Genomic DNA, 26,247 nt, shown 5'->3' on the forward strand with positions numbered 1-26,247 from the left:
AGAGTGAGTGAGAAAATTTATTCTATTGCTTCCCCTTCTTTATGTACGAAAAAGAAGAGTCATGTTGTTTCGATTCCTTTGGGATCAACAATGAAGAAAACATATAGTCTCTCGCTTTCTGTTTTAAATCCTTTTGTAAAAAATGCGAATAATTTTCCAGTCAGTTTGCCTCCATATTCAAGATTCAAAGCTGTTAAGGAAGAAGATGCTGGGGTATTTGCAACCAAAATAGTAAAGGGAAAAGGTATATTAACAGACCTTGTTGTAGAGGCAATAAGGCAAGTTGAGGTGACTGCTAATATTGCTAAAGTGGATATTGCAAACCTAATGCGGAGTATCAACATGGAACTGTTAAGCATACAGGATTCTAAACCGCTTAAAGAAATTCTTGCAGATGTTCATTACTATCAGAAAGCAATGCAACATGACCGAACTTTTGATATGGAACATATGGAAGGGAACAATGGAAGCAGATTAGATACAAAGTATGCAGATGTAACAAAAATGTCTAGTACAGATCGTAAGATATATAAAGCAGGTAATATGCTCCCAATTGAGCAAGAGAGAGTAAAACAGAAATTACGAGAATTTGCAACCAATGTAGATGAAATACCGCGATGGGTACAGGTTGCACGTATTTTATATGGCGAAGGATTTTATGAGACAATATTGACTGAAAGAAGAGAAAAAGAAATAGGTAGTACTGTAGTTAGAAATGTGGATCATGTAGAGATTAGCCAAAAAGAATTACCTGTACAAGAGATAAGTGATTTTGAGCTTTATAATAACTTGCCAAGAGAAGTAACTACTTCTTATGAGGAATTTGATTTATTTACTGATACAGGGATTCCGGTTTATATGCCAGATTATGATTTGTTTGCTCGTAAACAAAGAGAAATACAGGCTTGTAATATAAATTACAATACAGCGAATAGAGATGCCATTCAGCGAAATGGTGAAATAAATTATTTTGAATTTGTAAATAGAAAAGCACTGAAGATAGATGGAAGATTTATTAATATAGAAGATTTAGAACGTAAAAAGCTAGAACTTCAAACTAATGAATATGATGTGTCATTTGCGGACCGCATAATGGAAGACATATATACATATGGTGGCCATGTATATAATAACGCTCAAAAACTATTAATAGAATATGATTCATCTCACATAGAAATGAATGACATGAATCATATAACGCATGAATATGAAAGTAAATTCATAAGTGAATATGAGTTATTAGAAAGACAGTACCATTCTAATGAGGTAAATTTAGTAGAGTCATTGATGGTATCAAGTCAGAATCATTTGTACATGGATTATAATCTTCCAGAAATGATACAGAGTGATGTGCTCACAAAAGAAGTAGAAGTAAAATTAGCTGAAGACGAACAAGTTAATAAGAAAACGAAACATGTATGGACTGACTATATACACCATGAGGAAATGGACCTAATACATAAACAATTATTGGGGACTATTCAAGATAACTATGAATTTGCTAGTAGACAAATCAAAAAATTGACTGGATTTTATGAGGAATTTGATCTTTTTAATAGTTTAGGAATCCCAGTTTATATGCCAGACTATGATTTATTTGCTCGTGTACAGAGAGAACTACAAGCGAAACAAATAACAGTTAATTCAGCTAAAAGAGACATACGTTCAGTATATGGTAATGTTCGTGATACGGATCTAGCAGATAGAAGCATGCAAGAGAAAGAGGGAGTCTTTTTCGATGTAGCTGCTATTGATAGAAAAGTATTACAAATGGAAGTGAATGTACCTTCTTATGAACTTTCTAATCGAGTTATAGGTGAGCAAGAAGATATAGGAATATATGGATATGAACATTTCAATCGAGTAAATGGACAGTATCATACTGCTCAAGCAGATATATCTTCCATGAATCGGATTCTATGTGAAATAGAAACTCCATTTACAAATGCGTATGAATTAGCAAAGCGTGACCTTCATGAGTTGTTAGTGGAGGATGATAGAATAGCGGATTCGGTATTGTATCATCGATTGTTCATAAGTAAAGAAAGTAATGAACCAATAACAAGTGAAAGAGTTAAAGTCGATATTGAAACAGAATGTATTAGCCCTGTAGAGTTTACAAAGCAAGAACAATTGATAACGCATAATGATGAAGGATATGAACTTGTTAATAGACGGGTAAAAGAACAGGATTCTCGTTACGAAGAATTTGATCTTTTTGATTTAATAGGAACTCCAGTTTACTTACCGGAGTATGATTTATTCGCAAGGATTCAAAGGGAATTACTAACGAATATTGAGACAGCTGAAATAGCAAATAGAGAAAATAATATAGAAGCAAAAATTAATACGGTTGATTCGATTGGTCATCTAGTGAAAGAAGTAGCAACTAATATAATTGATAGTAATGATATAGGACATATTGAGAAAGAGTTACAAACTAGTATTGAACAATATGAAACTGCAACGAATGATAGGAATTGGTATGCAGAAAGTACTATATCTAATCCGATGACAAAGCGAGTGCCAGAAATAGATACGCATATAATCGTTACTGATCAATTAGAGAGAATAATAAAAGAACGTAATACAAATGTAATTAAGGATGAAGAGTTAGAACGACTTACGAAACAACTCATAATGAAAATTAAGCATTTTGATGATATGCGACAAATTAATAATGAGTACGAGTCAAATATTTTTGAAGCAGACGAATGGCAAAGAAAAGCAGATAATAAAGCATCAATACATGAATATGATGTAAGTGAATCTGGAAGAGAACTAGCTAGTGAAGAAATCCGTACAACTTTAACGAATAAGTACAATACTTTTAATACTACTATTGGTGAGATAGAACAATCCAGCCGAACAGTAGACAGCGAAAGTATACTTGTTGAAAGTGATACTTTTGTATTAGAAAAAGAAAAAGAAATAGAAGCATTGTATGAAGAGTTTGATCTATTCGAAGGATTAGGGATTACAGTTTATTTACCAGATTATGATTTGTTTGCAAGAATCCAAAGAGAATTACAAACAAATATAGATACGTATGAAATAATGAATAAAGAAAATGAAACAAGAGCAGAAATTAGTTCATTCTATCAGTTTGGTAATGTCTTGCAAGAAGTTGATGCGACTGTTGCAACGATAGATAATGTAAAAGTCGTAAAAGAATTAGCTGCAAAAATGATCGATAAAGAGAATTTTAAGATTATTGACAGAGAGTTACAGATTAGTATTGAACAATATGAAACCGCAATAAATGATCGAAACTGGTATGTAAAGAATATTACATCTGCCCCAATGGAAAAGCTTATGAAAGAGGCAGAGGCAAATATAGTAGTCACGGATCAATTGCATAAAGGTGTAAGAGAATTTAATACAGATGTAGTGAAGAATGAAGAATTAGATCGTACAGTACGAAATATAATGATGAATATCTTTGAATTGAAGGATATGCATCGGAAGTCAATTGAAGAGGCTTCAAATATACATGAGCTATATGAATGGGAAAGAAAATCAACTCATAAAGCATCCATAAATACATACGGTATGTTTGAAAATGTAAGAGAATTATCTAGTATAGAGATCCAATCAACTCCAGTGAATAGAAGAAATCTCGTTCATACGAATATAGATGAAATAGAACAATTTAATCGCATTTTAGACAACGAAAGTATACTTGTTGAAAACGATACGTTTAAATTAGAAAATATCTATCAGGCAGAAGAACCGGTTGAATTTGAGGAAAGCGATATATTAATCGAAGAAGAACCAAAAATATGGTTAAAACATAGCCGGGAATCTTGGTGGAATAATTGGAATTGGAAGAAAACGAGATAATAAAGTAGAGTGCTAGACTAGCTTTTATTTAAGTATATGATATCGAATATTCGTATTATTATGACATTATGTAATTTTTAAAATTGAACTGCTAGAGCTGTTGTAAAAGTAAAAGTTTAAGCAGTTCAATTGTATTTTAAATGTCTTTTAGTAAGTAAATTAGTTCCTTTCTGTTATGCATGAAATATTTAAATTTATTGATCCATCAAGCTGTTAGTACAAATAATTAGGGCATAGTAATTACTACTGATGGAGCAATTGAAATTATTTTAAGATAAAAATGGAGAGGTGATATGATGGTGAGAGTATTAACTCAGCCCGAACCAGGGTGGCAGCGTATTGATGATAGCGATAGGAATATTATCTTTGAAGGAGAAAATTGGTTTAGTGGATACTCTAAATACTCTGATAATTATTTGAAAACATTCCACTATAAAAGTTCTAGTCAACCATCAAACTCAGTACAGATTAAATTTTCTTTCGTAGGTACTAAACTTCGGCTTATTGGACTTGTTAATAATGGTGGTTATGATAGATATGCAACAATCGTTATTGATGGCAATACAGAGAGATTAGATTACGATGCATGGGAGGGAACAAGGCAAGCTGTTATATATGAGAAAACAAATCTTAATAAAGGGCCGCATACAGTAACGATTCTAGGTACATACTTAAATCTTGATGCAATTGATATCGATTCTGATGGTTATGTATTTACACCCAAAAAAGTAGGGGAGATATTAGATAAACCTGATCCTGGTTGGAATCGTTTTGATGATGCTAATCCATTAATTAAGTATGGTGATGGTGCTTGGAATAGATTCACTGATGATAGATACTATAGTAGTACCGCGGTATTCTCTACTCAAAATGCAGTTGTAGAATTTTTGTTTAAGGGTACAGGTGTCAGACTTGTTTCTAAAAGTGTTAATTTAGGTTATGGTCCTGTAGATGTAACAATCGACGGTGTCAAAGAATCTTACAATCCAGTACTAGGTTCCGATAACTGGAAAGTTCTACTTTACAATAAAGAAGGTCTAAAAAATGAAGTTCATTCAGTTAAACTTGAGGGTCCTGAAGGAATTATAATGGATGCTATTGACATTCTTGATGGAGAATTAGTGAAAACTGCTAAAGTAGGTGACATTCTGTTTCAACCTGAAGATGGTTGGAAACGAATTGATGATAATGATGTTAATATTAAGTATAGAGGAGTTTGGAAGAACGATGTTGTTAACTCAAGTCTTTATAACTCTACATGTCATTATAAAGCTCCTGAAGTAGATAATAACCCAGCATCGATACGTTTCGACTTTGAAGGTACAAAATTAAGAATTATAGCCTTGACAGTTAATCCTTACGACTCTGATGCAAAAATACTGATTGATGGCAGAGAAGAAGTAATAAACTTCTCGTCAACTGATACTATATATCAACGTTTAGTTTATGAAAAACTGAATCTACCTCAAGGAGTTCATAAGGTCGAAATAAAAGGACTGTATATAAACTTAGATGCTATTGATATAGATGAAACTGGTTTGATGATTAAACCGCCTGTTGAAGTAGGTGACGTTCTATTACAACCTGAAGATGGTTGGAAACGATTTGACGATTCAGATAGCTTAATTAAGTATTCTGGACCATGGACTGTTTCTACATCTGTTGACGGTAGTTACAAAGGAACTCTTCATTGGACTGATTATACGTCTGCAGGTATTCTTTCTGCTACGTTTGCATTTTATGGTACATCCTTACGAATTATTGGATTAATGACAGAGTATTATCATAAAGGAATTATCACGATAGACGGTATTACGAACGATATAAATTTCAATCGAACAGGGGTAACAAAATGTACTCTTTTATATGAGGAACTCAACTTAGTAGAAGGGAAGCACATTGTTACAATATCAGGAGAAAAAATCAATTTAGACGCTATTGATATAGATAATAAGGGCTACTTAGTAAAACAAGCTGAAGTAGGTGATGTACTTAATACACCGGAATCGGGTTGGACAAGGCATAACTATGATTCTAAGTTATCTAGTGAGAAGCGCAAAATTGAGTTATTACCTCAAGACGTATGGAAGACTTTCGAAGATTATACTTGTACAGGAGTTAAGAATGTCGGTCAGATTAGATTTAAATTTTTCGGAACGGCATTTCGAATCATCTCTAGGTGGTTTAGTGATGCTACAAAATCAGCTAAAGTAACGATAGATGGAATGGCTAGTGGTACTTTCGCACAATACGGTGATCCGAAAGATGGATTAAAATTATGCTACGAGAAAATGGGTCTTTCAAAAGGTATTCATAGTGTAGTAATTGATGTAAATGAAAACATGAACTTGACTTTATGTGCAGTTGATTTACTAGGCGCAGACTATTTTGTAGATTATGATGCAACTGTAGGGGAAGTTATAACTATTCCTGAAGTTGGTTGGAAACGAATTGATAATATAGATACAAATATTCAGTATCTAGGTAGCAATTGGACAAGTGATTCAGATTCTACCAGACAGTACTACAATAACACTTGCCATAACAACTTGAACACCGATAAATCAGCTCAAATTAAATTTAATTTTAAAGGTACTAAGCTGAGATTGATGTGTTCTGTTTATGAGAATCATAGTAACAAAGTTGCAATAAGTATAGATGGTCAAGTTCAGTACTATTCAGAGTCGAGGGTTGTAGATAGAGCTTATGGAAGTGTTTTATGCTACGAGAAATTAGGATTAACTGATGCCGTTCACGAAGTTACTATTAAGTGTGAAAACCCTGGTGCACTCTCACTTGACGCTATAGACATCGACGACAATGGTTCAATGAGTAAACCTCCTATTAAAGTAGGAGACCAATTATTACAACCGGAGGCGGGTTGGAAGCGTATTGACGATACCGATTCTAGTTTTAAATATGTAGGTGATTGGTGGAAGTCGGGTAATACTACTCCTGAATGGTTTAACAATACATTCCACTATGTTGACGGAGCTTCAGGGGAAGTACAATTCCAATTTTCAGGCACTAAACTTAGAATTATTGGTTGTATACACGAGTCCCAGTATCGAAGTAACGATATTAAGATTATAATCGATGGTCAAGAGGAATTTTACAGTGAGCAAGCTACTAAAGTTGGATATCAAACATTGGTTTATGAGAAATTAGGTTTGGCAGAAGGTGTTCACGATGTGGTTATTAAATCCGGAACTAATTCGCCTTTCCCGTTAACTTTTGATGCTATTGATATTGATAGTGACGGAAGTATTGAAAAACCACCTGTTAAAGTAGGGGACCAATTACTCCAACCAGAATTTGGATGGAAGCGTATGGATGACGCAGATTCAAATATTCAATATGATGGAAAATGGAATTTCATAACTACTCAGAAAGGTGCATACAATGAAACTATTCATTATTATTCTGCACCATCGGGGAGTACAGAAGAAGCGTCTGCTAGCTTTAAATTTAAAGGGACTAAGTTAAGACTTGTAGCATTAAGCAGTTACTTCCAGAAAAAAGCTATTTTAAAGATCGACGGAGTATCTTACGACTTAACTAAGGTTGAAGGAAGATCACCAATTGGCGGAATTCAGCAAACCTTAATGTTCGAAGCAAGTGGACTTGAGGATAAAGAGCATTTAGTTGAGTTATCTGGTATAGACATAACGCTAGATGCAATCGATATTGACAAAACGGGGTCTATAGTAAAACCAAACCCACCTGCTAAAGTAGGAGACATTCTATTACAACCCGAACCAGGGTGGACTCGTGTAGATGATACAAATCCCCTAATTCATTACAGAGGTGATTACTGGGAATTAGCTAAGGGTGGAGGGTATGAACCCGGATATAATAAAACGGCAACTTATAGAGTTCCTGACCACTCGAACAGGACATTAGGGACAGTAGAGTTCTCTTTCAAAGGTACAGGCCTTCGTGTCATTTCAGCAAACTACTCCCAAAGTTCTTGGGAGGATGTTACCATTGAAATTGACGGTGTGACTGAGAAATATAAGGTTAAAACTCCAACTGACCAGGACAAGACTCGGTATCAGGTTATACTATACGAGAAAAACTTACCCAACGGCGTTCATACAGTGAAGCTCACAGGTACGTTAATAGAAGTAGACGCTTTTGATATAAAAAGCGGTGATTTAGTAGAAACTCCTACTAACCTACGTGATGTATTATTCGAGCCTCAACCTGGTTGGCAACGAATTGACGATACAGATAGTAATATTGAATACAATGGTGTATGGGCAACAAGCGGTGCTGATGGTAGATGCTACAACAAAACCATTCATTATAAACATGCAAGTTCAAACATCCCACCTGATTCTAACCCAGTTTCTATAAAATTTAACTTTACAGGGACAAAACTTAGGATTATTGGAATTGGGTTATCTGAGTATGACTCTGGCGCTAAAATTCTAATTGACGGAGTAGAAGAAACTATCAATTTCTTTAGACCCTCAGGCTTAACTGCTATCTACCAGTCGTTAATATACGAGAAGTTAGGTTTATCAAATAAATTGCATACTGTTGAAATAAAAGGTAAATATATAAATCTTGATGCTATTGACATTGATGAATCTGGTTCAATTGGAGGTAAGCCATCAGTTAAGATCGGAGACCAACTAAAACAGCCAGAGGCAGGTTGGAAACGCCTTGATGGAACCGACTCGTTACTTAAATATCAAGGTACTTGGGAAAAAGGCTCATCTTCTGATTGGTATAATGGTACTTATCATTATGTAAAAGACAATGACTCTAAAGGTGCAGTTGAATTCGATTTTTATGGAACTCAGCTTAGAATTATTACTTGCTTCGATGTTGCATCATATCGTACAGATGACATATCAATTACAATTGATGGCGTGACAGAAAAGTATAGCGAGATAGCATCTGCTAAGGTATATCAAGGTCTTGCATATGAGAAGTTAGGCTTAACTAAAGGGAAGCATAGAGTTAGAATTCAGTGTGGAACTAAAGGCACTTATCGACTTAATATTGATGCAATTGACATTGATGCAGATGGTTATATTGAAAAACCACCTATAACAGTTGGAGATTTCTTAGCTACACCAGAAGACGGTTGGAAACGCTTCACGAAGGAGAATATGTATTTCGATTATACCGGTGGCATGGATTACCAAAATCAAACACCACCTATCAAGTACTCGTTCGATAAAATTCAGTTTAGATTCTTCGGTACAAAATTTAGATTGATTTATTCGTCTAACTTAGGCTCAAATGAAAAACAACTTGGTCACGTATTAATTGACGGAGTGAAGTATCCTGTTAATATGTTCCCTGTATCCGGACCAGCTAAAGTTGCGTGTGAAGTACTTAACCTAGATGAAGGATACCACATGGTAACAGTCAACGGTGGAACTTATGAAGGTTGGGACCCTCAATTTATTGGTGTTGATATCGACGCTACTGGAAACATTGATAGACTACCTGTAAGTATTGGTGATGTTTCTACTTATCCAAACTATGGATGGAAACGTTATGATGACAACTCCACATACATTCAATATGATGCTAACTGGAGTAAAAACGTAGCCTATAATGGTGCTTATGGCGGAAAAAGTACTTGTGCTAAAAAGGGTAAAAATGCAAGTATGGTATTCAAATTTAAAGGTACTAAGTTACGACTCATTGTTGGTTGTGCTACTAATCAATATTATTCAGATAGAATCAGAGTAAAAATTGATGACTTACCGGAAGAGTATTTTGACGCTATTGCACCACAAGATACAAACCAAGTCTTGAAATATGAGAAACTCGGTTTAGAAGATATTGAGCACGATGTAACGGTAACAGTTATAACAACTCAACCCGGTGCTTTAGAATATGACTTCCGAATGGATGCTATTGATATTGATGACACTGGTAGTCTTGTTTCACGACCTGGTGTAGGTACTGTTCTTACAGAGCCTGAAAAAGGTTGGAAACGGATTGATGATACCGATCCATTAATTCGTTATATCGGTAACTGGAAACTAACCACGGGTAATGATAAGCACTACAACAAGACAACTCATTACAATCTCGACAAGAAACTTGACACGAGTTTTGAATTTGAGTTCGTAGGTACTAAACTTAGACTCCTAGCTTATGGCGACAGTGGTTACGATGCAACTTCTAAAGTACTTATTGATGGTAAAGAAGAAACTATGATTTACAATAGTCCTTCAGGTAACCAAGTCATACGTTACGAGAAACTCGGTTTAGACCGTGGCAAGCATACTGTAAAAGTGATTGGTAAAGCTATGTCGTTAGATTCCATTGACATTGACGCTGACGGATACTTACTTGCTAGATTAGGTGACAAGTTAGTTGAGCCGGAACCTGGTTGGGTACGTTTTGACGATACTCATAAGAATATTGAATACAACGGTTTCTGGAAAACAACTGAAGGTGATGTTAGTTGCTACAATAATACTCATCATTGGAAGAGTAAGGAAGACAATAACGATAGCAACATATCAGCTAGATTTGTATTCAAGGGCACTAAGTTTCGATTAATTAGTATGACAAGCCCATCTTATCCGGAAGACATTGAATTGAAAATTGATGGCCAAAAGGAAATCCTTAAACTTTCAGGAGAAGATATGAAATACCAAACACTTGCATATGAAAAGAAAAACCTTGAAGATATGATTCACGTTATTGAGTTGTCAGGGAAATACATCAGTATCGATGCTATTGACTTAGAAGAAGGTGCAACACTATTAAAACTACCTGATGAGAAATTAAAACCATATCAAATAAGAAGTGGTTTAATCTTTAAGGATGATTTTGATACGTTCGATTCCAGATGGATTGCATCTCCTGTCGGTAGCTATTCTTTAATTGATCGAAAAGGAAATTTTAGAATGCTACACAATGTTTCGCGTGACACATTATTACTTGCAGATCTTCCAAATGAGAAAGAATTCGCATTTGAAGTATCTGCTGATTATACGCCAACCCATGAAGATGACAAAGGCGGTATTATCGTTTGGAAAAACGGTGAGGAGAATATCGAGTTCTTAGAAACAGAAGATGGTACTCGAGAAACAACTGAATTGAAGTGGATGGCGTGCAAAGATAATGAAGATTGGACGTTTTTTTCTGATTATGGCGAAGGTTTTAATTTTTGCGACTCAGATAGAATGAACTGTAGTAAGTTTGGTGTTGTATTAAAAAAAGGATCGAATTCAAAATTTGTAAATCTTGATATTGATTCCATTATTGCTACAAGAGGAAGAAAGTTAACCATTGCTAATATAGCACCGAATATAAGTGTGCAGATGGAAGATGAATTTGGGGGAATTATTTTCAATGGAAATACAGGGTATAACACTGGTATTCAAATTACTCTCCCGTCACTAGAATTTACAGGTAAAGTTATTTTGACAAATGTAGAAGGTAAAGAATTGGGTGTTATTAAGACTACATTTTATGGTGGAGATGTATATGGATTCGGATCTAATTTAGAAATTAAATTTTCAGGTGAGGAGCTTTCAACATTAGCACAAACTCGATTGCCAGATATGATATCAGGGAAATCAGAAATTATGCTAGAACTTGTGAATCCTTCAGTTGCACGAGCGAATAATGTGAATTTAAGTATTGCTCAATATGAAGATAAATTTGGATGGTCATGGGCGGATCTTGCGTTAGACAGTAATGGTAAACCAGGTCAATATCAAGATAGTATCAATATTCCTTATGTAAATCCAGAAAAAACAATAAAGTTTTGGTTAAAAGTAACAAAGGGAACAGATTATGTTGGGCTTGCTCCATTACAATTTCAAATACATCTTGAACATGAGTAGTTGGAGGTGAAGAGATGGGAACATCAATGGTCGTAAATCGATATTATAAGCAAGAAGAACAAACAGAAAATATTCTTCCAAAGCTTATCGAAAAAAAAGTAAAGGTTGAGATTAATAGTAATGAAAAGAAGTATATACCTATTGAACTAGGTATAAACAAGTATGAACTTAGGACAATCTTTATTGAAAATACAGCAAATAATGATTATGAGTGTACAATTTTTGATAAACAAAAAGATGGGCAAATTCAGTACAGCAGTATTAAAGAAAAAAGAACATACGATATAATCAATATTCCTTGTGACGATAAAGATCAAACAAAGTCTTGTCACCTATTTATTGAAAATTTTAGTAATGTTCCTTCGCTGTATACTGTGGTATTAAAAGTAACGACATTAATTTAGAGGTGAAATTAAATGACTAAGGCTATTTTTACTAAAGGGACATGTAAACGATTTGAATTATTTGATACATTTGTACAAGTAGTTTTGAATGGTGGATGGAAACTTAGAGATGGAGTTAGCTTAACTGATAATACAATTGATTTATATACAGATGGATTTAATGGAGATAAACATTTAGCTATACAGGTTAATTGTCTCGATTCTAATTATAGTGGACATAACATAAGAACTACCCAATATGCTAATGGAAGTATTAGATTAGGAACACTGAAGAATGATAAAAAAGAATTTTTTACAAATGATGGTTTCGCATCTCTTTCATTTTTCCCAGGGAGAAATTATAGTACTGAAAATAATAGTAGTTATTCAACGACGATTGAACGATTATATGATATTGAATATTATTATTATGTGGATCAAGAGGTAATTGTTTTTGTAGTAGTACCATTTAGATATACTAATTTAGGTAATACTGTCATGTATATTGGATTTCCTGAACAGTCGTTTGTTGAAGAAAGTAAAAGAAATGAGCTAAAACCGTACTCCGGCGCGATTTATGCTAATAGTGGATATTCGGGACAAAGTATTGGTAAGTACTGTTGTAGAGTGGTGGACAACCCTAAAAATTTACTTGAACTTTCAAACGGAACCACAAAAGCGCAAAGCGTTCAGAGTATTATTTCGCCATTATCACCTAACATTGATAATAAATTTGTGTTAAGTGAATTGTTTTATGGTGGCTCTGATACAGGAACTCGAGGGAGATTTGGCAGAATTTACTTCTTACAACCTGGTGGTATGATTGATGGTGATATCATTGAGATTAAAGCTAATAATGAAATACAGAAATATAGATATACTTCTTTAGGTAGTGCAAGTAATGACTACACATCTTTCCCAACATATGCCACAGCAATAAGAGTAGAATGAGGTGATAACAAATGACTGCAATTTTTAAAAAGGGGACATGTTTAAGAAGGGATTTATTTGATACTTTTGTGAGTGTATTCACTGAAGCTGGATGGGAAATTCTTGAGGATGAAGGGAAAGATAAAGATTATCGAGTAGTTTTACACTCAAGTGGAAGTTTAGGCAATACTAATTTGTATCTAGCATTGTATTATTATGCAGGAACAGATAGATTAGGAACTCCTTCATATAATATTAAAACTTCTAATTCTGTTGACGGGCTTTTCAAATGGATCAAAGATTGGGATTATGAAAAGAAAGAAGAAAAAAGTATTTACGGTAATTGGAATAGATTATCGTTCTTTCATAGAAATGGAAATGTAACTGCTTCTGGTGAATTAACGCTGACTGATAAACTTCCAATGGAGTATTATTATTATGCTGATTTAGATCGGATTATTTTTATCACTATTCCAGATAAAATTATTTTAGAGCAGGATAAACCAGGTTATAGTAATTATCCAACAGTTAATTTTTTTGGAATACCTCAAGAGACATATGTTGAAGAAAAATTACAACCTTCATATTCTTGTGCTATACACGCAAGTACTAGTACGTCATACACAGGTTTAAACTATAGTTTCTTTACGTGTAATAAACCGAGGAAACTATTAGATAAGCATGGATATGAAAATAGTTTTAATTACTTTGTCTGTTATCCATCGCCTGGTGATGGTGGGGCAGCTAATGGTCCCATTATCTTTTGGGATTTGTATATAACAGAACCAGATGTTGGATTGAGAGCTAAATTAGGATTTTTACAATGTTTTAGACCAAACAGCAAAGTAATTACTGACGGCCGAAGTGGTGATACGATTGAAGTTGAAACTGAAGAAGGTATAGAAGTATATTTTCCATTCTACACAAATTATGCAAATTGGAGCAGTAATTCCGGATACGTAGTAAACTCTTCTTTTGGTGGAGGAAGTATATCATACTTGGCTATTAGAATAGAATGAGGTGTATGTTACTATGGTTGTGTATAAAGGGGTAAAGTTAACTATTGGTCCACAATTAGAGTTGTTAGGGAATCGAAATATCAATAGAACATTTGGAAGTGCATTACCTGAAATAAATATGAAAGATTATGGTGAACGAGTATATGAAGAGAAGTCAGGGAAGCATTTTCTTGATGTTATGAGTCCATTTGAAGGTAAGCGAATCAACCAAAATAAATTGGGGCAACACATTTTAGACACTATGTATCCATTTAATGGCGAACGAATAAATAAGAAAACATCAGGACAGCATCTTTTAGATGTTATGCATTCATATGATAGTAAGCGGATAAAACGAAAAACAATTGGACAGGAACTTTCGAATGTTTGGTATCAATATGTCGGTAAACGAATGATACCAAAAACGGAGGCCAGTTTTCTTCCAACTCCATTTGTATTAGGTGGTGTTCGCGGTAAAGAGAGAGTGTTTGAAGGGATTTTTCAGCAAAATCAGTATATATCTGAAGAACAAATTCAAAATCAAGCACTACCAAGAAAAGAGCCATTAGAATCACCATGGAAAAAGCGAACATATAGCAAAAATAATTTGAATTAAGACAATAGCGTGCCAAAGCAGGCTTTTTATTTTGCTTTGAAATGTAAAAAAGGGGGGTGAAAGTTTGGAAAGGATGCATGAGCTTGTAAAAACATTAAATGTACTGGATGTTATTAATACCACCCAATTTAAAGTTGCTTCTGTAATTAGTGGGGGATTGGGAACTATATTTAATTTTTTATATGGTAAATCTAATTTAATTTGGATTATCATTTTGGTATGGGTAGTTGTATTAGATTGGATAACTGGTAGTAAGGCTTCAAAATTAGATGGTACGTATTCATCACAATATGGAATCGAGGGCATTGCAAGAACTGTGGTGCTCTTTTTATTACCTTCTTTAGCACATTTATTTGATATTGCATTTAAACTTCCAGAATTTTTCTATTTTATGGTAACGGGTGGTTTGATTTATCATATTTTTAATAGCTTTACAGCCAATTGTGTACGAATTGGCTGGGATAGATGGATTCCTACTTGGTTGTTAGAAAGTGTATCTTCTGAAATTGAAGCGAAAATTAGAAGATCAAACTCTAGAAAAGAAAAAAATTAAATAAAGATAAATTTAAATAATGATAGCAAAAGGAGCAGTCTCAATTGAGGTGCTCTTTTTGTTTATCAAGATTTTATTTCAGTTATTCAACAGGGAGCATGTGCAGCATTATTTGTGTGGATGCTTTTTTACTACACAAAAAAAGAATGAACAGCGTGAAGAGCAGTACCAAGCTGTTATTCAAAAGAAACAGGAAGTTATTGAAGAATAGGCAAAAGCTTTTAGAGCTATTTCTAAAGATGTAAAAGGAATTAAACAAAAACTATTTGAAGGAGATGTTCAATAATGGGACACATTGTAGATATTTCAAAATGGAATGGAAGTATTAATTGGGATGTAGCAGCAGCTCAATTAGATTTAGTAATTGCTAGGGTACAATATGGTTCAAATCTAGTAGATCATTTGTATAAGGAGCATGTAGCAAAATCAGAACAATACGGTATTCCACATGCTGCATATGCTTATGGATGTTTCGTATCAGTAGCAGATGCAATTGTGGAAGCTAAGGATTTCTTAGCAAGGGTAAATCCTAATGCTAAATTCCTTGTATTAGATGTGGAAGATGACACAGTAAAGTCAATGAAAAGCAAAGGTAACCTTAGTGATTTAGCTAAAGCATCACAAGCTTTTATTGATACATGTAAAGCTGCAGGTTGGAAAGTAGGATTTTATGTAGCACATCATATGTACGGTGACTATAATTTGCAAAGTGTACAAGCTGATTTTATTTGGTTACCACGATACGGAACAAATGACGGTATTCCACAGAAGAAACCATCCTATACTTGTGACATTTGGCAATATACCGACAATGGTTATATTGATGGTATTGGAAAAGTGGATATTAATTTATTGCAAGGTAACAAAACGCTAGATTGGTTTACCGGAGAGAAACAATCAAAACAATCTGTTGCTAATGGCGGTTATCAATATGTTAAATCTGGTGGTTTTGGTATTTCATTGGTTCAAGAAGCTCTAAATGCTATGAATGAGCGTGGAACTAAAGGACAAGTTATTTCTAATCCATTAACTGGTTTAGCATACTTGCAAACCGAAGTGTTACCAAATGGTGAGCTTGATAAGATTACAGCTTGGATGGACGAAAGAAACTGGTGGTACGAGTATTTGAAATAAAACATAAGCCGTCCTGTTTGATGTGCACCCCAATTGTTAGACACTAACAACAATTGGAGGTGTACTTTTTTATGGCTATGTAATTAAAATTCACTTTTAGATAATGCTTTTGATATTGGTTTTACAATTAAACCTATTAAACGTAAACTATTAAATATAGAACGTACAACTTTTATAGAGATGCCTCCTGTTTATATCACGCATTCATAAGTAATTCTTTTAGTTCTTTTGTGGATAATCCCATTTCTGTACACTTCTTGTTGTGTTACCTTTTCATAAAGTTCTACCCTTTGTTTTTATGTGCTATTTCACCTAATACATCTATATAAGAATCAAGTGCTTCCCCTAGAAGATATGATCCTCTCAAGAAATCACTGTTTGTTTTATCATCTATGTTTGATAATATTAACTCTATACCTTCTCTTCTGGTTTTCATTGATTGAAGTACTTTCTCATGAATGGCTTTGTAATCATCACTAGGCTCTAATTCATCGAATTTAAGAGTTACTTTCTTTAAATCGTTGAGTGCAATTTTGTAATTATTATCACCAACTGCATCATACACAGCATTAGAAGCTTCGGTTAATTCATCACTTAGGTCAAATAAGGAATCCGTATATGTTAAGGACTTATCATTTAAAGTCTTATGTCTTGATGACTCCGTAGAAGTCTCCGATACAGTTTCTTGTGAAGCTGACTCTTTCAGATGGTCTTTTGATATCCCACAACCTACCCCTAATAACATGATTGGTAAAATTACGTATGCTAGTTTTTTTGCTTGCATTTTTGTACACTCCTTTTTGAAAATATTGTAACTAATTAACATATGGAACCATAACATAAATTACATAAATAATATATATAATTTTTTTAGGTAATAAAGGGAAATTTAGATGTTTTTACAATGTGAAACTATGATAATCTGTATTGTGGTTGTAGAGGTGTCTCCCTCTGCATGCTTTTTTTCCTTTTGGAGCTCCGAACGTTTAGTGTTTGAAGGCATTTTCTATGCTCCCATAAATTCTTTATTAAAGTAGAACTTGTCCATTAAGTTATTTACAATCCTGTTGAAATAAGCGAATTTCTCCTTATTCATGTTTGCTCCGGATTTAATTTTCATAACAAACTTTTTAATAGCTTAGTGGCAATAGTAAATTTCTGGTCTTTATAGTTTTTAGCAGAAATAACTTCATCCGATAATAATTAATAGTATAAAGAGTACAACAAGTAACGCAAAGCGATTAAGTTGCTAAAGTAATAAAAGAAACAGCAACTTCTTTAGTTGTAATTTCCTAAAATACTAGACGTTTGAGGCAACTTTTTCTTGCAATTGTTTTAAGCCATGTAAGACTAATTCCCAATTTGCTGTGAAATAGAAAAATAAGGGACTATATTCTGAGGGAATCTAGAATATAGTCTCTTATTATAGGTTTTAAAACATTAATTCAGGGATTTTTAATTGATTTTTAAGTAAGTTCCAAGTCTCATCTAGAATAGGTTTTGGCGGTATGTAAATAATTGTTCCATCTCGTCCTCTTGTTAAAATAACTCTATATGCATTGAGTTTAATTTGGAATGGATCTTCGACACCCCATTGATAGTGTTGTCCTTTCCAAGCCCCATTCTGTAGATAAAGATCATCATCCCAATGAACGAGCGCCATATCTAGTTCAAGTCCTTGTGTTTGAAATTCAGTTGCGCTGTAGTTGAGATTTTTACAATAGTATTGAGACCCTGGATAGTTAAAGTATTGAGCGATTTTACTAGGCCTTTCATACCGTTCATCTCGTGGTAGAACAGGGACTTCTTTTTGACGATCAGCGCCACCAGCACAGACGACACCAACTGTTTTTGTATCATCCTGATAAAGCTGATTTAAAGTAATTTTTGCTTTGTGTAAATCACGCGTAATAAAAAGCTGATAATGTTCCGTTGGCAGGTTATGAATAAGCTGTTTCGTTTGTTCAAAATTAATATCTAATAAAGTATTAATAATTTCATAGTATTTTAAAGCTGCATGAGCACGGAAAGATGAGTTTAAATGTAGCTGAGAATGAGTTCTATAATGTGCTGCATTTGTGAATACAGAATTAGGGTGTTTAGAATGAACAGTCACGTTTTTTCCAGCGATCGCAGTATTCCACAGAGGGAGACCGCCTTCTTCCCCAGAATAGATCTCTTGACCTTCACCAATTAAGCCAATTGTTACACTCCACGGCTTATTATGTGTCGTAATATTTATTATAATATCCGGTTCACTTAAGTGCTGGGCTTCTCGCTTTCTTCGAGTGAGTGATTGGTCGACTTTTTTGGTATCCCATGCTCGCTGTGCCTCATCAAAAATGATAATTTGTTCTTTTGGAATCATTTTCTTTTCCAGAAAATCCATTTTATATCCATATAGACCTTGTACGAACGTTCTATTTTTTAACGTATCTTGTAATACGTCTACTAATGGCCCGTTACCAGATAAATAAACTGCATTTTTCATTTCATGTGCAATGGTTAGACCCAAATATGTTTTACCTGCTCCTGGCTCACCAGATACTAAGATTAAGTGATGGGTATTTGTATTTTGTGCTTCTTGAATAATTGTGCGTATAGTTTGTTGTACTTTTGGAAAATTACTGCTTGATATTGCTTTAATGTCAGGTAGTGGTTCATTATGTAAAATGGAACGAGCAGCTTCTAGCATAGAAGGTGAAGGTTCATAGAAACCATTGATTATTTCCTCTATCGTCAAAGTTTGTACTTCAGTTTTATCTAATATTCGGTTAATAATACTTTCCAATCCATCAACTGTTGAAAGGGTTACTTGAAAATCTTTTTGGAATTCCCATTGTTCACCTTCATAGTTTGTAAGCAGTAGAACACCTATGACTTGCATGTTAGATTGTTGAATAGCTGAGTGATAATGCTGGAGATCACGCATATAAAGTGATGTTTGAATGTATTCAGAAGGTGAAACGTGATTATAACTTTTACACTCGATGACTATCAAATAACCATTGATTAATAAAAGTATATCTGGACGGCGGCCACCTCCGCGTAAAATCTCATATTCAAAAATAAGTGATGCATCTAAATTAGGAAATCGATTAAATAAATCTTGTAGTTTATTGTAACTATCAATCCATGCTCTCTTTTGAGAAGCTATTTTAGAATCATTTGCATTGGTTTTATAGACATGATATTGCAATTGTTTAATGAATGATCTTAAATCTAATTCTTTAAATTGTTCAATAGTTCCAGCCCAGCCATAGTTCAAGATAAATGCCTCCTTAAGAAGTAGTAGAATATATGTAAACCTTTTAATTTTATACATATAGCAAACTTATTCGAAATTGTTCTTCTTTCTGTGAAACGTCGTGACTTTGTTCTAAATCTATATTAGCATTTGTGTATATAAAGTGAAAATAAGAGGGGCTACCATATGAAAATAAAAAAAATAACATATAGCATGATGATAAGTTTACTACTATTAACATCATGTGATATATCGAATAAAGAAATTGAACAAAAAGCACAAAATTATACAAAATCGGAGTATGGTCTTTCTGTTAAACTAGATCAAGTTGAAACAATTGGAAACGGTAAGGATATACTAGGGCCAGATGTACGAATAGCCCATGTACAGCAAGTAGATAAACCGTATTTACAATTTCAATTATCATTCGATGGACAAGTTTCTCCAAAAGTAGTGAATGATAATTATAAAATAAAAAAAGAAGCGAATGATTTAAAAGAAAAATTCAATACATATTATGCTGGAAAAGGAAATAATGATTTATTTACGTTTGAACAAATGTATACAGGAGATGCTGTTTTCGATAAAAAGGCTGAAGCAGAAATAGAAAAGAAAAATTCAAAGAAATATGTTACAGCAGTTTTTAGAAGTAATATCTTTTTGGATGTAAATAATCCCGCACATATGGAAAAATTAGCGGATCTTGCAAAAAGTGTCCAAGAATTTAATAAAACAATTGAAAATAATAAAAGTAGCGTGGAAGATATAACAATTCAGCTGCCAAATGCTAAGAAGGAATTATTACAAAACATTATAGTAGATTATGTATTAACGGCAGAAAATGCAAAAAAGACACTTGAGAGGAAAGAGGATTATATGAAAGCATTACAGCATACAAAGTAAAAAAGTAATGCTTTCAATTCTGTTGTCTAGATTCAATTCCTGTACCAGAAGAACATAGTAGATAAAGAAATAGGTTTTGCAATTAATAGGAGATGAGTACAAATAACTTTGAGTATAGCCTTCATGGTATCACCTTTTATATTATTCCATATGAACTGATAGGCTTCTAGATAATACTTGCATTGAGAAAGGAACAAAGCCATAGAATTTGATGTGTTTGAGAAGACGTAATAATCTTTGATACGTAATCTAAATGTTTTCTCAGAACCGAATGGAACAGTATAAGAGCTAACTGAGTCTAAAGAAGTCCCCACATATATAACACCATTAACAGTTAAAGCCTCAGAATATGAATGGGGTGTTTCCACTTCACTTACTTTCACATAAAGGTAATCGCCTTTAAGAACAGGAATAGATAAGTAATAACTTTGCACTATACATTTTGTTATTATCGCCTACAGCAGTAATGTTAACACTTCGTAGTGGGGAATAATCCGACTTTGAAATAAATGGTAAAAATGCTAGTGTAAGTGCAAAACATATAGCTAGTACGCTTGTCCCAGCAGGGGCATATAGATTGGTTTACAGATAAAGAACATAATCGGTATATTTTCCTAAAAGTTCCGGAGCTTTTAGCTGCATTAGCAGTCGAAGCTTTGGTTAGTGAGGCCAGCAGAATGGAATTTGAACAAGTTATTGATTATGTTTTAAAGAAGAGCGAAAGGCTTCCTTATCGCGACATAATTGAGGCTAACGTATTTGATCGGCTTAGTTGTGAAGGGGAATTCTCTTTATATGAATTCATAGTTTACTTAATTAATAGTTGTATGGTCAATGCTGAAATTTTAAATGAATGTTAAGTATTTTCACCGATTAATGTAAGACTAGAACATGAAATTAGAGCATATATACAAGGAAATTAATGAAGTTATTTTCTTGTATATAAAAAATGCTTATAGGTATTCATACTTTATATATTAAATTAGAATGCAATTTTAGGGATCACTTTTGTGGTCTCTTTTTTTGTAGATCGATCTAGATATCCCTGAGCGAGTTTATCCATACTAAAAATAAAAAAGTAAGGAGGTGTAATGTGTCGTTCCCATTAATCCTCTAAGGTAATTTGACTTGGTTTATTGAGTAATTCCTTGTTATTTATTTTAAATCTAAAGAAGGTAAAGATGTAAAATGAATGTGTTTATAACTAAGAAATGTTGTGAAATGAAAATATCAGTAGAGCCATAATGTGTAGAGAAATAAAGGAAATGAAACGACGGAGCAATCAGTCGTTCTTTTTGTATATACGGATGATATTATTCACATACAAACAGCGATAGTTTAATCTCTTAAGAAGATACGGTCATACAATATTAATTTTAAAAATCTTAGTTGTAATAGATAAAATTGTATTATAATAATAAAGTGTTTTTGGAATTTAAAAGAAAAAAGGTTTATCTAGATAGGAAGTGAAGTATGTGAAAGTGGAAAATGAACCAAAGAAGAATAAATTTATTGCGTGGTGTAAAGATTATAAATCTGATTTTAGTAAGATAATATTTAGTTTTTTAATGGGATATTCTTCAGTAATAGTTGTAGTTGTGATTCTATCATTTATTAATCAAGACTTTTTTAAAATTATATCAAGTAATAATACTCTTTATTCTATTTTAGGATGTTGCAGCAGTATGTTAGCGGTTGCTTCTGTATCTTTTGAAAAAAATAATACATCATATAACATATTACCTATGTTATATAATATTTTGTTTATATTACCGATTTTTGGGTTTATGAGTTATTTTTTAGTTGATAATAGTATCCAAATAAATACGGGAATTTTAACTACTATAACAATTATTGGTGTATTGTTATCATTTTATTATTTGGTAATATCGACAAATGAGGAAAGAATAAAAAGAAAAAAATTTGAAGATATGAGTCGTAATACGAAAAATCTTAGAAAACAAAGTGAAAAGACAACTCAAGGTAGTGTTGCTGGCACAAAGTTTGATGTTTGAGTAAGAAGATATTGAGGTGAATATATGAAAACTTTAAATTTAAAAGTAGAAAAGGTTATACAGCCAATAGGTGAGTTTTACGTAGCTCAAATTGAAAGTGAAATATTATACTCAATGGCAAAAGCGGATATCATGAGAATATCTAATGAGGAAGATACTTTATACGAAGGAATACAAAGAGAGTTAGATTTAAGGAAAGTAGAAAAGATTGAAAAATATTTAGAGTCAAAAGATGCTACTTTTCCTAATTCAATAATTTTAAATTTAAATAAAGATTTTTTAGTCGAGTTAACAGATAATAATTTGAAACTAAAAGTTAATGAAAATTCTTTTTCAATTATTGATGGACAACATCGACTTGAAGGTTTAAAAAATTATAATGGAAAGTTTAGTTTAAGTTGCTCTATTTTTATTGGTTTAGATATAAGAGAGCAATCAAGGATATTTGTTACGATTAATTCAGAGCAAACAAAAGTTAATCCTTCTGTGTCGGTGTATCAAGAATATGAGGATAATATAATGACGCCAAGAAAATTTGCTGCTGAAATAGCGGTTGCGTTTGCTACAGATGAAAAATCAAAATGGTATAAACAGATTAAACTTAGAGGATTTAAAGATGAAATCTCAGAACAAGGGAAAATTAGCCTCAGTGCATTTTATAAACCGATTTTAAATTTAATTTATGATGATGATTTCTATTATGAAGTTAGAAATATGTTAACGGAGGAGGGAAACAATCCTTTAATTCTAAAACAAGATTTTCATTATAATGTGAAATATAGTAATTCTGAAAAATATATATTTTGGGATTTGTATGTAGAAAATAAAAAAGAATTATTGTACAAGATATTAAATAATTACTTTGATGTTATAGCAGATGTGTTACCTATTGATTGGAAGTCAGAAAATAAGAGTATTATACAAAAAACTACAGGATATAATGCTATGATGATGCTATTTCAAGATTTGTTTGTTATTGGTTTGAAAAAAGGAACACTTACTAAAGAATTCTTTTTTAAATATTTAAGTAAATTGACGGTTCTTAATGGGGAAATTAATGCGAATAATTTTGAATCAAGTGGTCAACAATCAGCAAGATATTTATATTTTGAGTTCAGGAGAATTATATTTTCGTAAGGACAGTATTGCTTTTTAAATTGAATCAATTCATCCCTTTTCTAAATCAAATTTCAAAAACAAGCTGACACACCCCAACTTTTTAAGGGGTTTATATAAATGGAATTCTATTATAAAAGACTATGGTTATTGTAGGTTCTATGACCATTTGTGGTCACAAAATTATATTATTCACTGCCTGTATAATAGTAAAAAGAATGAGTTACCTCATTCTTTTTTTTGTAGTGTGTAGAAATTTTTTGTATTTAATGAAATTACTGACAATCAAATAAGTATCGGAGGCATTCAATGGATTGGTATTTATAGTGGCGGTTTAATTATTTTTACCATTGTAGTCTCGATAGTACTTGCTTTTATACGTGACAAAGGAAGATTATATAAAATTATGAAGTTTTTTAAATTCACGGCTTCACCATTTGATAACTTATGGGATGAAATCGTCTTTATTTATAGTTTAGAAAAGCAAGCACCCGTAATAATTGTTCATTTTGAAGAAGAGAGTTATGTAGGTTATTTACATCGTTCTTCCTTTGAATTAGATAAAAGTAATACAAAAGAGATCATTTTGGCTAAGCCTAGATATCGAAAAAAAGAAGATGTGAATTGGCAGGTTTGTCAAGAAAACATGGTTTATCTTAATCTAGATGATGTTAAATCTATACGTTTTTTTAATGGAGATATTCTGTTAAACTCAAAATTATAAGGTATATCCCTGTTAAGTGAACCAGTATAACCGCTCATCATCTACCACTTTTTCAGCTTATAAAAACATTTAGGATGGGTAGTATACATTGAAGAATAAGGCAGATGTTTTTAATTGTTCCAAAAACGAAAAAGGTGAATTGTTCATTTGAAAGGCGCGATTGTTGAGCAACACAGTTAAAAAATGATCAACCTTTTTTATAAACTAGACACTTAAATAGCAAAAGAAGAATCCATTTTGAACAAACTGTCTTTCAAAATGGATTCTTTTTATTTGTCTTAAATTTAATAAAATTACTGTTAATCGACAGTTTATTCATGTCCATCATAATAACCCATCATAGCGATCCATAAAACTACGAATGCCAGTTAGTATAAGCGATTCATCGGTCTCATTCTTATAGAGTTTTCGCGGTGTAAGAATTGGTATACCACTATGAGTATTCACTTGTGTTTCAATTTTGTCCTGATAAATAGAAATGTTTATACAATCATTCATATCACACTCTTCATTTCCGAATTTTAAATGACGATATTCATTTTTATGAGGATATTCCTTTATGAAAGTGACAATATAGTATCTATTTTTTAACGTTTTCTGGTTCTTAATGTATTGAGAGAGAGTATGCATTTCTTGTATATCGGTTAAGTCCATTGTAAATACACCTTTCATATTAGAATTCAAGTATAAAATTTAAAGATAATGAAAAAAATGAATTGGATAAGTTAATTATAATTTAAAAATCAATTATTGTCAGATTGGAGGTAAGAAAATGGATCGTGAATTATTGCAAGTCACTCTTTTTGAGACCGGACAGGGAGATTCTTTTTCAGAAATACATATGACATTTTCAGATTATAAGGTATTTCTTGAACATATAAAACAAGAGGGTATGAAGTATGATGATGGTGATATTGTACACAGTTATAAATATAAAAAAGTAGACCTTCGCCTTACTAAGGGGAAATTTGGTAATAAAGTATATAGAGCTGATGTAACTTTTTTTAAGGAAAGCGATTTATCATAGATGGATTTGTAAATAAAATTTTAATATTGCATCCAGTGTTGAGTTGAAATAAATTTTTATTAGAAATGATTTGAAAACCCTTATTGAATGAGCACTAAAAAGAATCCATTTTGAACAAACTGTCTTTCAAAATGGATTCTTTTCTATTCAAATAAACATTTGTTTATAAAAATGTTTGATTAAAATTCAATTAGAATTCTTTAATTAAAAGGGTAAAATATCGTAACTCAAAATTTCAGTAAAAGTTTGGTAAGCGCAATACATTAACAAAAATATTTTTGTTAAAAAAGTAAATATGATAGATTCCGAATATATTTTATAACAATATTTTAATGAAAGGAGTTTATTATTAGTGAAAATTAATAGAGAAGCATTTGATGAATTTAATCAAGTATGTAATGATTACTTTGAAAAAAATGCAAATAAACATTTTGAAATAAACACTAAAATTATGTCATCTAGAGCAGTTATAAATTATGCTTTGCAAGATATAAACAATAAAAATGATGATATTAATGTGTATGAATTAATATCAGTTTCAGACAAAATATTAACATCAATAGAATATTTGTTAAGAAAATTAACAGTCTATGACAAAAAGAACGACAAAAACGAGTATTATGGTGTTAAAAGTATAAAAAGGGATAAATATGATTATTTCAAAGCGATTAGATCATATATAATTGCTCATCCTCTAGAAACAACACATAAAGAATTTTTAAGGTTTGGATTTGGTGAAAATGTAGTATTTGAGGATATTTAAAAGACAAAAGAATTTCATAAAACTTTAATGAAAGAAATGATAGAAAATATTGAAACGGCTGATTATGTTATGACGTTTACAAGAATTAATTTTGATTTTGAAAATATTGATAACTTGGGCGAAACGTTTAAAAAAGGACTTAATATAGAAAAAGACATATTGA

Annotated in this window: 18 protein-coding genes and 4 pseudogenes; 16 read left to right on the plus strand and 6 right to left on the minus strand. The window is 32.4% G+C overall.

Annotation, left to right across the window (positions count from 1 at the left end; all coding sequences use genetic code 11):
- Window positions 1-3 precede the first annotated feature (3 nt).
- From ACTFRY_RS19060 to ACTFRY_RS19100, 9 genes and pseudogenes are all read left to right on the plus strand, one after another.
- Window positions 4-3,843: a hypothetical protein gene (locus tag ACTFRY_RS19060; RefSeq protein WP_098617256.1), complete on the plus strand. Its 3,840-nt coding sequence runs from the start codon at window positions 4-6 to the stop codon at window positions 3,841-3,843.
- A 293-nt stretch (window positions 3,844-4,136) separates the two neighbouring features.
- Window positions 4,137-11,675: a hypothetical protein gene (locus ACTFRY_RS19065; RefSeq protein ID WP_440032365.1), complete on the plus strand. Its 7,539-nt coding sequence runs from the start codon at window positions 4,137-4,139 to the stop codon at window positions 11,673-11,675.
- A 14-nt stretch (window positions 11,676-11,689) separates the two neighbouring features.
- Window positions 11,690-12,079 (plus strand): hypothetical protein, encoded by a 390-nt coding sequence (locus ACTFRY_RS19070; RefSeq protein WP_000537306.1) that lies wholly within the window; start codon window positions 11,690-11,692, stop codon window positions 12,077-12,079.
- A 12-nt stretch (window positions 12,080-12,091) separates the two neighbouring features.
- On the plus strand, window positions 12,092-13,009 hold the full coding sequence (locus tag ACTFRY_RS19075) for a hypothetical protein (protein WP_048538571.1): 918 nt from the start codon (window positions 12,092-12,094) through the stop codon (window positions 13,007-13,009).
- An 11-nt stretch (window positions 13,010-13,020) separates the two neighbouring features.
- Window positions 13,021-14,007, plus strand: a complete 987-nt coding sequence (locus ACTFRY_RS19080) for a hypothetical protein (RefSeq protein WP_098617258.1) — start codon at window positions 13,021-13,023, stop codon at window positions 14,005-14,007.
- Between the two features lie 13 nt (window positions 14,008-14,020).
- On the plus strand, window positions 14,021-14,602 hold the full coding sequence (locus tag ACTFRY_RS19085; RefSeq protein ID WP_440032366.1) for a hypothetical protein: 582 nt from the start codon (window positions 14,021-14,023) through the stop codon (window positions 14,600-14,602).
- Window positions 14,603-14,666: 64 nt separating this feature from the next.
- Window positions 14,667-15,155 (plus strand): phage holin family protein, encoded by a 489-nt coding sequence (locus ACTFRY_RS19090; protein WP_048538572.1) that lies wholly within the window; start codon window positions 14,667-14,669, stop codon window positions 15,153-15,155.
- A 75-nt stretch (window positions 15,156-15,230) separates the two neighbouring features.
- Window positions 15,231-15,441 (plus strand): annotated as a pseudogene (locus ACTFRY_RS19095) (BhlA/UviB family holin-like peptide).
- Window positions 15,441-16,289 (plus strand): GH25 family lysozyme, encoded by an 849-nt coding sequence (locus tag ACTFRY_RS19100; RefSeq protein WP_240853364.1) that lies wholly within the window; start codon window positions 15,441-15,443, stop codon window positions 16,287-16,289. Before ACTFRY_RS19095 ends, ACTFRY_RS19100 begins: the two are co-directional and overlap by 1 nt.
- Window positions 16,290-16,572: 283 nt before the next feature.
- Here ACTFRY_RS19100 and ACTFRY_RS19105 read toward each other — a convergent pair whose 3' ends face one another.
- The 4 genes and pseudogenes from ACTFRY_RS19105 to ACTFRY_RS19120 all read right to left on the minus strand — a co-directional run bounded on the left by ACTFRY_RS19105 (window position 16,573) and on the right by ACTFRY_RS19120 (window position 19,557).
- The gene (locus ACTFRY_RS19105) at window positions 16,573-17,073 is read right to left on the minus strand and encodes a hypothetical protein (protein WP_440032367.1); all 501 of its coding nucleotides are present in this window, start codon (window positions 17,071-17,073) and stop codon (window positions 16,573-16,575) included.
- Between the two features lie 222 nt (window positions 17,074-17,295).
- Window positions 17,296-17,456 (minus strand): annotated as a pseudogene (locus ACTFRY_RS19110) (helix-turn-helix domain-containing protein); the annotation flags it as partial.
- Window positions 17,457-17,478: 22 nt separating this feature from the next.
- Window positions 17,479-17,526: pseudogene (locus tag ACTFRY_RS19115) on the minus strand (YjcZ family sporulation protein); the annotation flags it as partial.
- Window positions 17,527-17,721: 195 nt separating this feature from the next.
- Window positions 17,722-19,557 carry a DNA/RNA helicase domain-containing protein gene (locus tag ACTFRY_RS19120; RefSeq protein WP_440032368.1) on the minus strand — a complete coding sequence of 612 codons (1,836 nt, stop codon included), beginning with the start codon at window positions 19,555-19,557 and terminating at the stop codon, window positions 17,722-17,724.
- A 165-nt stretch (window positions 19,558-19,722) separates the two neighbouring features.
- Here ACTFRY_RS19120 and ACTFRY_RS19125 point away from each other — a divergent pair, with 165 nt between their 5' ends.
- Window positions 19,723-20,439, plus strand: a complete 717-nt coding sequence (locus tag ACTFRY_RS19125; protein WP_440032369.1) for a hypothetical protein — start codon at window positions 19,723-19,725, stop codon at window positions 20,437-20,439.
- A 141-nt stretch (window positions 20,440-20,580) separates the two neighbouring features.
- On the opposite strand, the pseudogene ACTFRY_RS19130 reads toward ACTFRY_RS19125, so the two are convergent.
- A pseudogene (locus tag ACTFRY_RS19130) lies at window positions 20,581-20,982 on the minus strand (hypothetical protein).
- Window positions 20,983-20,993: 11 nt separating this feature from the next.
- On the opposite strand from ACTFRY_RS19130, the gene ACTFRY_RS19135 reads away from it, so the two are divergent.
- From ACTFRY_RS19135 to ACTFRY_RS19150, 4 genes are all read left to right on the plus strand, one after another.
- The gene (locus ACTFRY_RS19135; protein ID WP_440032370.1) at window positions 20,994-21,299 is read left to right on the plus strand and encodes a hypothetical protein; all 306 of its coding nucleotides are present in this window, start codon (window positions 20,994-20,996) and stop codon (window positions 21,297-21,299) included.
- Window positions 21,300-21,914: 615 nt separating this feature from the next.
- A complete protein-coding gene (locus tag ACTFRY_RS19140) occupies window positions 21,915-22,454 on the plus strand; it encodes a hypothetical protein (protein ID WP_440032371.1) in 540 nt (179 codons plus the stop codon).
- A gap of 24 nt (window positions 22,455-22,478) precedes the next feature.
- Window positions 22,479-23,591: a DGQHR domain-containing protein gene (locus ACTFRY_RS19145; RefSeq protein ID WP_440032372.1), complete on the plus strand. Its 1,113-nt coding sequence runs from the start codon at window positions 22,479-22,481 to the stop codon at window positions 23,589-23,591.
- Window positions 23,592-23,919: 328 nt separating this feature from the next.
- Window positions 23,920-24,294, plus strand: coding sequence for a DUF6338 family protein (locus ACTFRY_RS19150; RefSeq protein ID WP_440032417.1), 375 nt, complete (start codon window positions 23,920-23,922; stop codon window positions 24,292-24,294).
- Window positions 24,295-24,618: 324 nt separating this feature from the next.
- On the opposite strand, the gene ACTFRY_RS19155 is transcribed toward ACTFRY_RS19150, so the two are convergent.
- Window positions 24,619-24,948 carry a hypothetical protein gene (locus ACTFRY_RS19155; RefSeq protein ID WP_440032373.1) on the minus strand — a complete coding sequence of 110 codons (330 nt, stop codon included), beginning with the start codon at window positions 24,946-24,948 and terminating at the stop codon, window positions 24,619-24,621.
- Between the two features lie 118 nt (window positions 24,949-25,066).
- Here ACTFRY_RS19155 and ACTFRY_RS19160 point away from each other — a divergent pair, with 118 nt between their 5' ends.
- Both ACTFRY_RS19160 and ACTFRY_RS19165 read left to right on the plus strand, forming a co-directional pair.
- Window positions 25,067-25,321 carry a hypothetical protein gene (locus tag ACTFRY_RS19160; RefSeq protein ID WP_440032374.1) on the plus strand — a complete coding sequence of 85 codons (255 nt, stop codon included), beginning with the start codon at window positions 25,067-25,069 and terminating at the stop codon, window positions 25,319-25,321.
- Between the two features lie 352 nt (window positions 25,322-25,673).
- Complete coding sequence (locus tag ACTFRY_RS19165) at window positions 25,674-26,084, plus strand: hypothetical protein (protein WP_440032375.1); 411 nt, start codon at window positions 25,674-25,676, stop codon at window positions 26,082-26,084.
- Window positions 26,085-26,247: the final 163 nt, after the last annotated feature.

This window comes from Bacillus cereus group sp. MYBK195-1 (assembly GCF_051916605.1).
Taxonomy (GTDB): Bacteria; Bacillota; Bacilli; order Bacillales; family Bacillaceae_G; genus Bacillus_A; species Bacillus_A cereus.

Bases quoted from the DNA above. Each gene is read 5' to 3' on its own strand.
- ACTFRY_RS19065 (WP_440032365.1), top strand. From the start codon at position 4,137: ATGATGGTGAGAGTATTAACTCAGCCCGAACCAGGGTGGCAGCGTATT.
- ACTFRY_RS19070 (WP_000537306.1), top strand. From the start codon at position 11,690: ATGGGAACATCAATGGTCGTAAATCGATATTATAAGCAAGAAGAACAA.
- ACTFRY_RS19075 (WP_048538571.1), top strand. From the start codon at position 12,092: ATGACTAAGGCTATTTTTACTAAAGGGACATGTAAACGATTTGAATTA.
- ACTFRY_RS19080 (WP_098617258.1), top strand. From the start codon at position 13,021: ATGACTGCAATTTTTAAAAAGGGGACATGTTTAAGAAGGGATTTATTT.
- ACTFRY_RS19085 (WP_440032366.1), top strand. From the start codon at position 14,021: ATGGTTGTGTATAAAGGGGTAAAGTTAACTATTGGTCCACAATTAGAG.
- ACTFRY_RS19100 (WP_240853364.1), top strand. From the start codon at position 15,441: ATGGGACACATTGTAGATATTTCAAAATGGAATGGAAGTATTAATTGG.
- ACTFRY_RS19105 (WP_440032367.1), bottom strand. From the start codon at position 17,073: ATGCAAGCAAAAAAACTAGCATACGTAATTTTACCAATCATGTTATTA.
- ACTFRY_RS19125 (WP_440032369.1), top strand. From the start codon at position 19,723: ATGAAAATAAAAAAAATAACATATAGCATGATGATAAGTTTACTACTA.
- ACTFRY_RS19145 (WP_440032372.1), top strand. From the start codon at position 22,479: ATGAAAACTTTAAATTTAAAAGTAGAAAAGGTTATACAGCCAATAGGT.
- ACTFRY_RS19155 (WP_440032373.1), bottom strand. From the start codon at position 24,948: ATGGACTTAACCGATATACAAGAAATGCATACTCTCTCTCAATACATT.
- ACTFRY_RS19160 (WP_440032374.1), top strand. From the start codon at position 25,067: ATGGATCGTGAATTATTGCAAGTCACTCTTTTTGAGACCGGACAGGGA.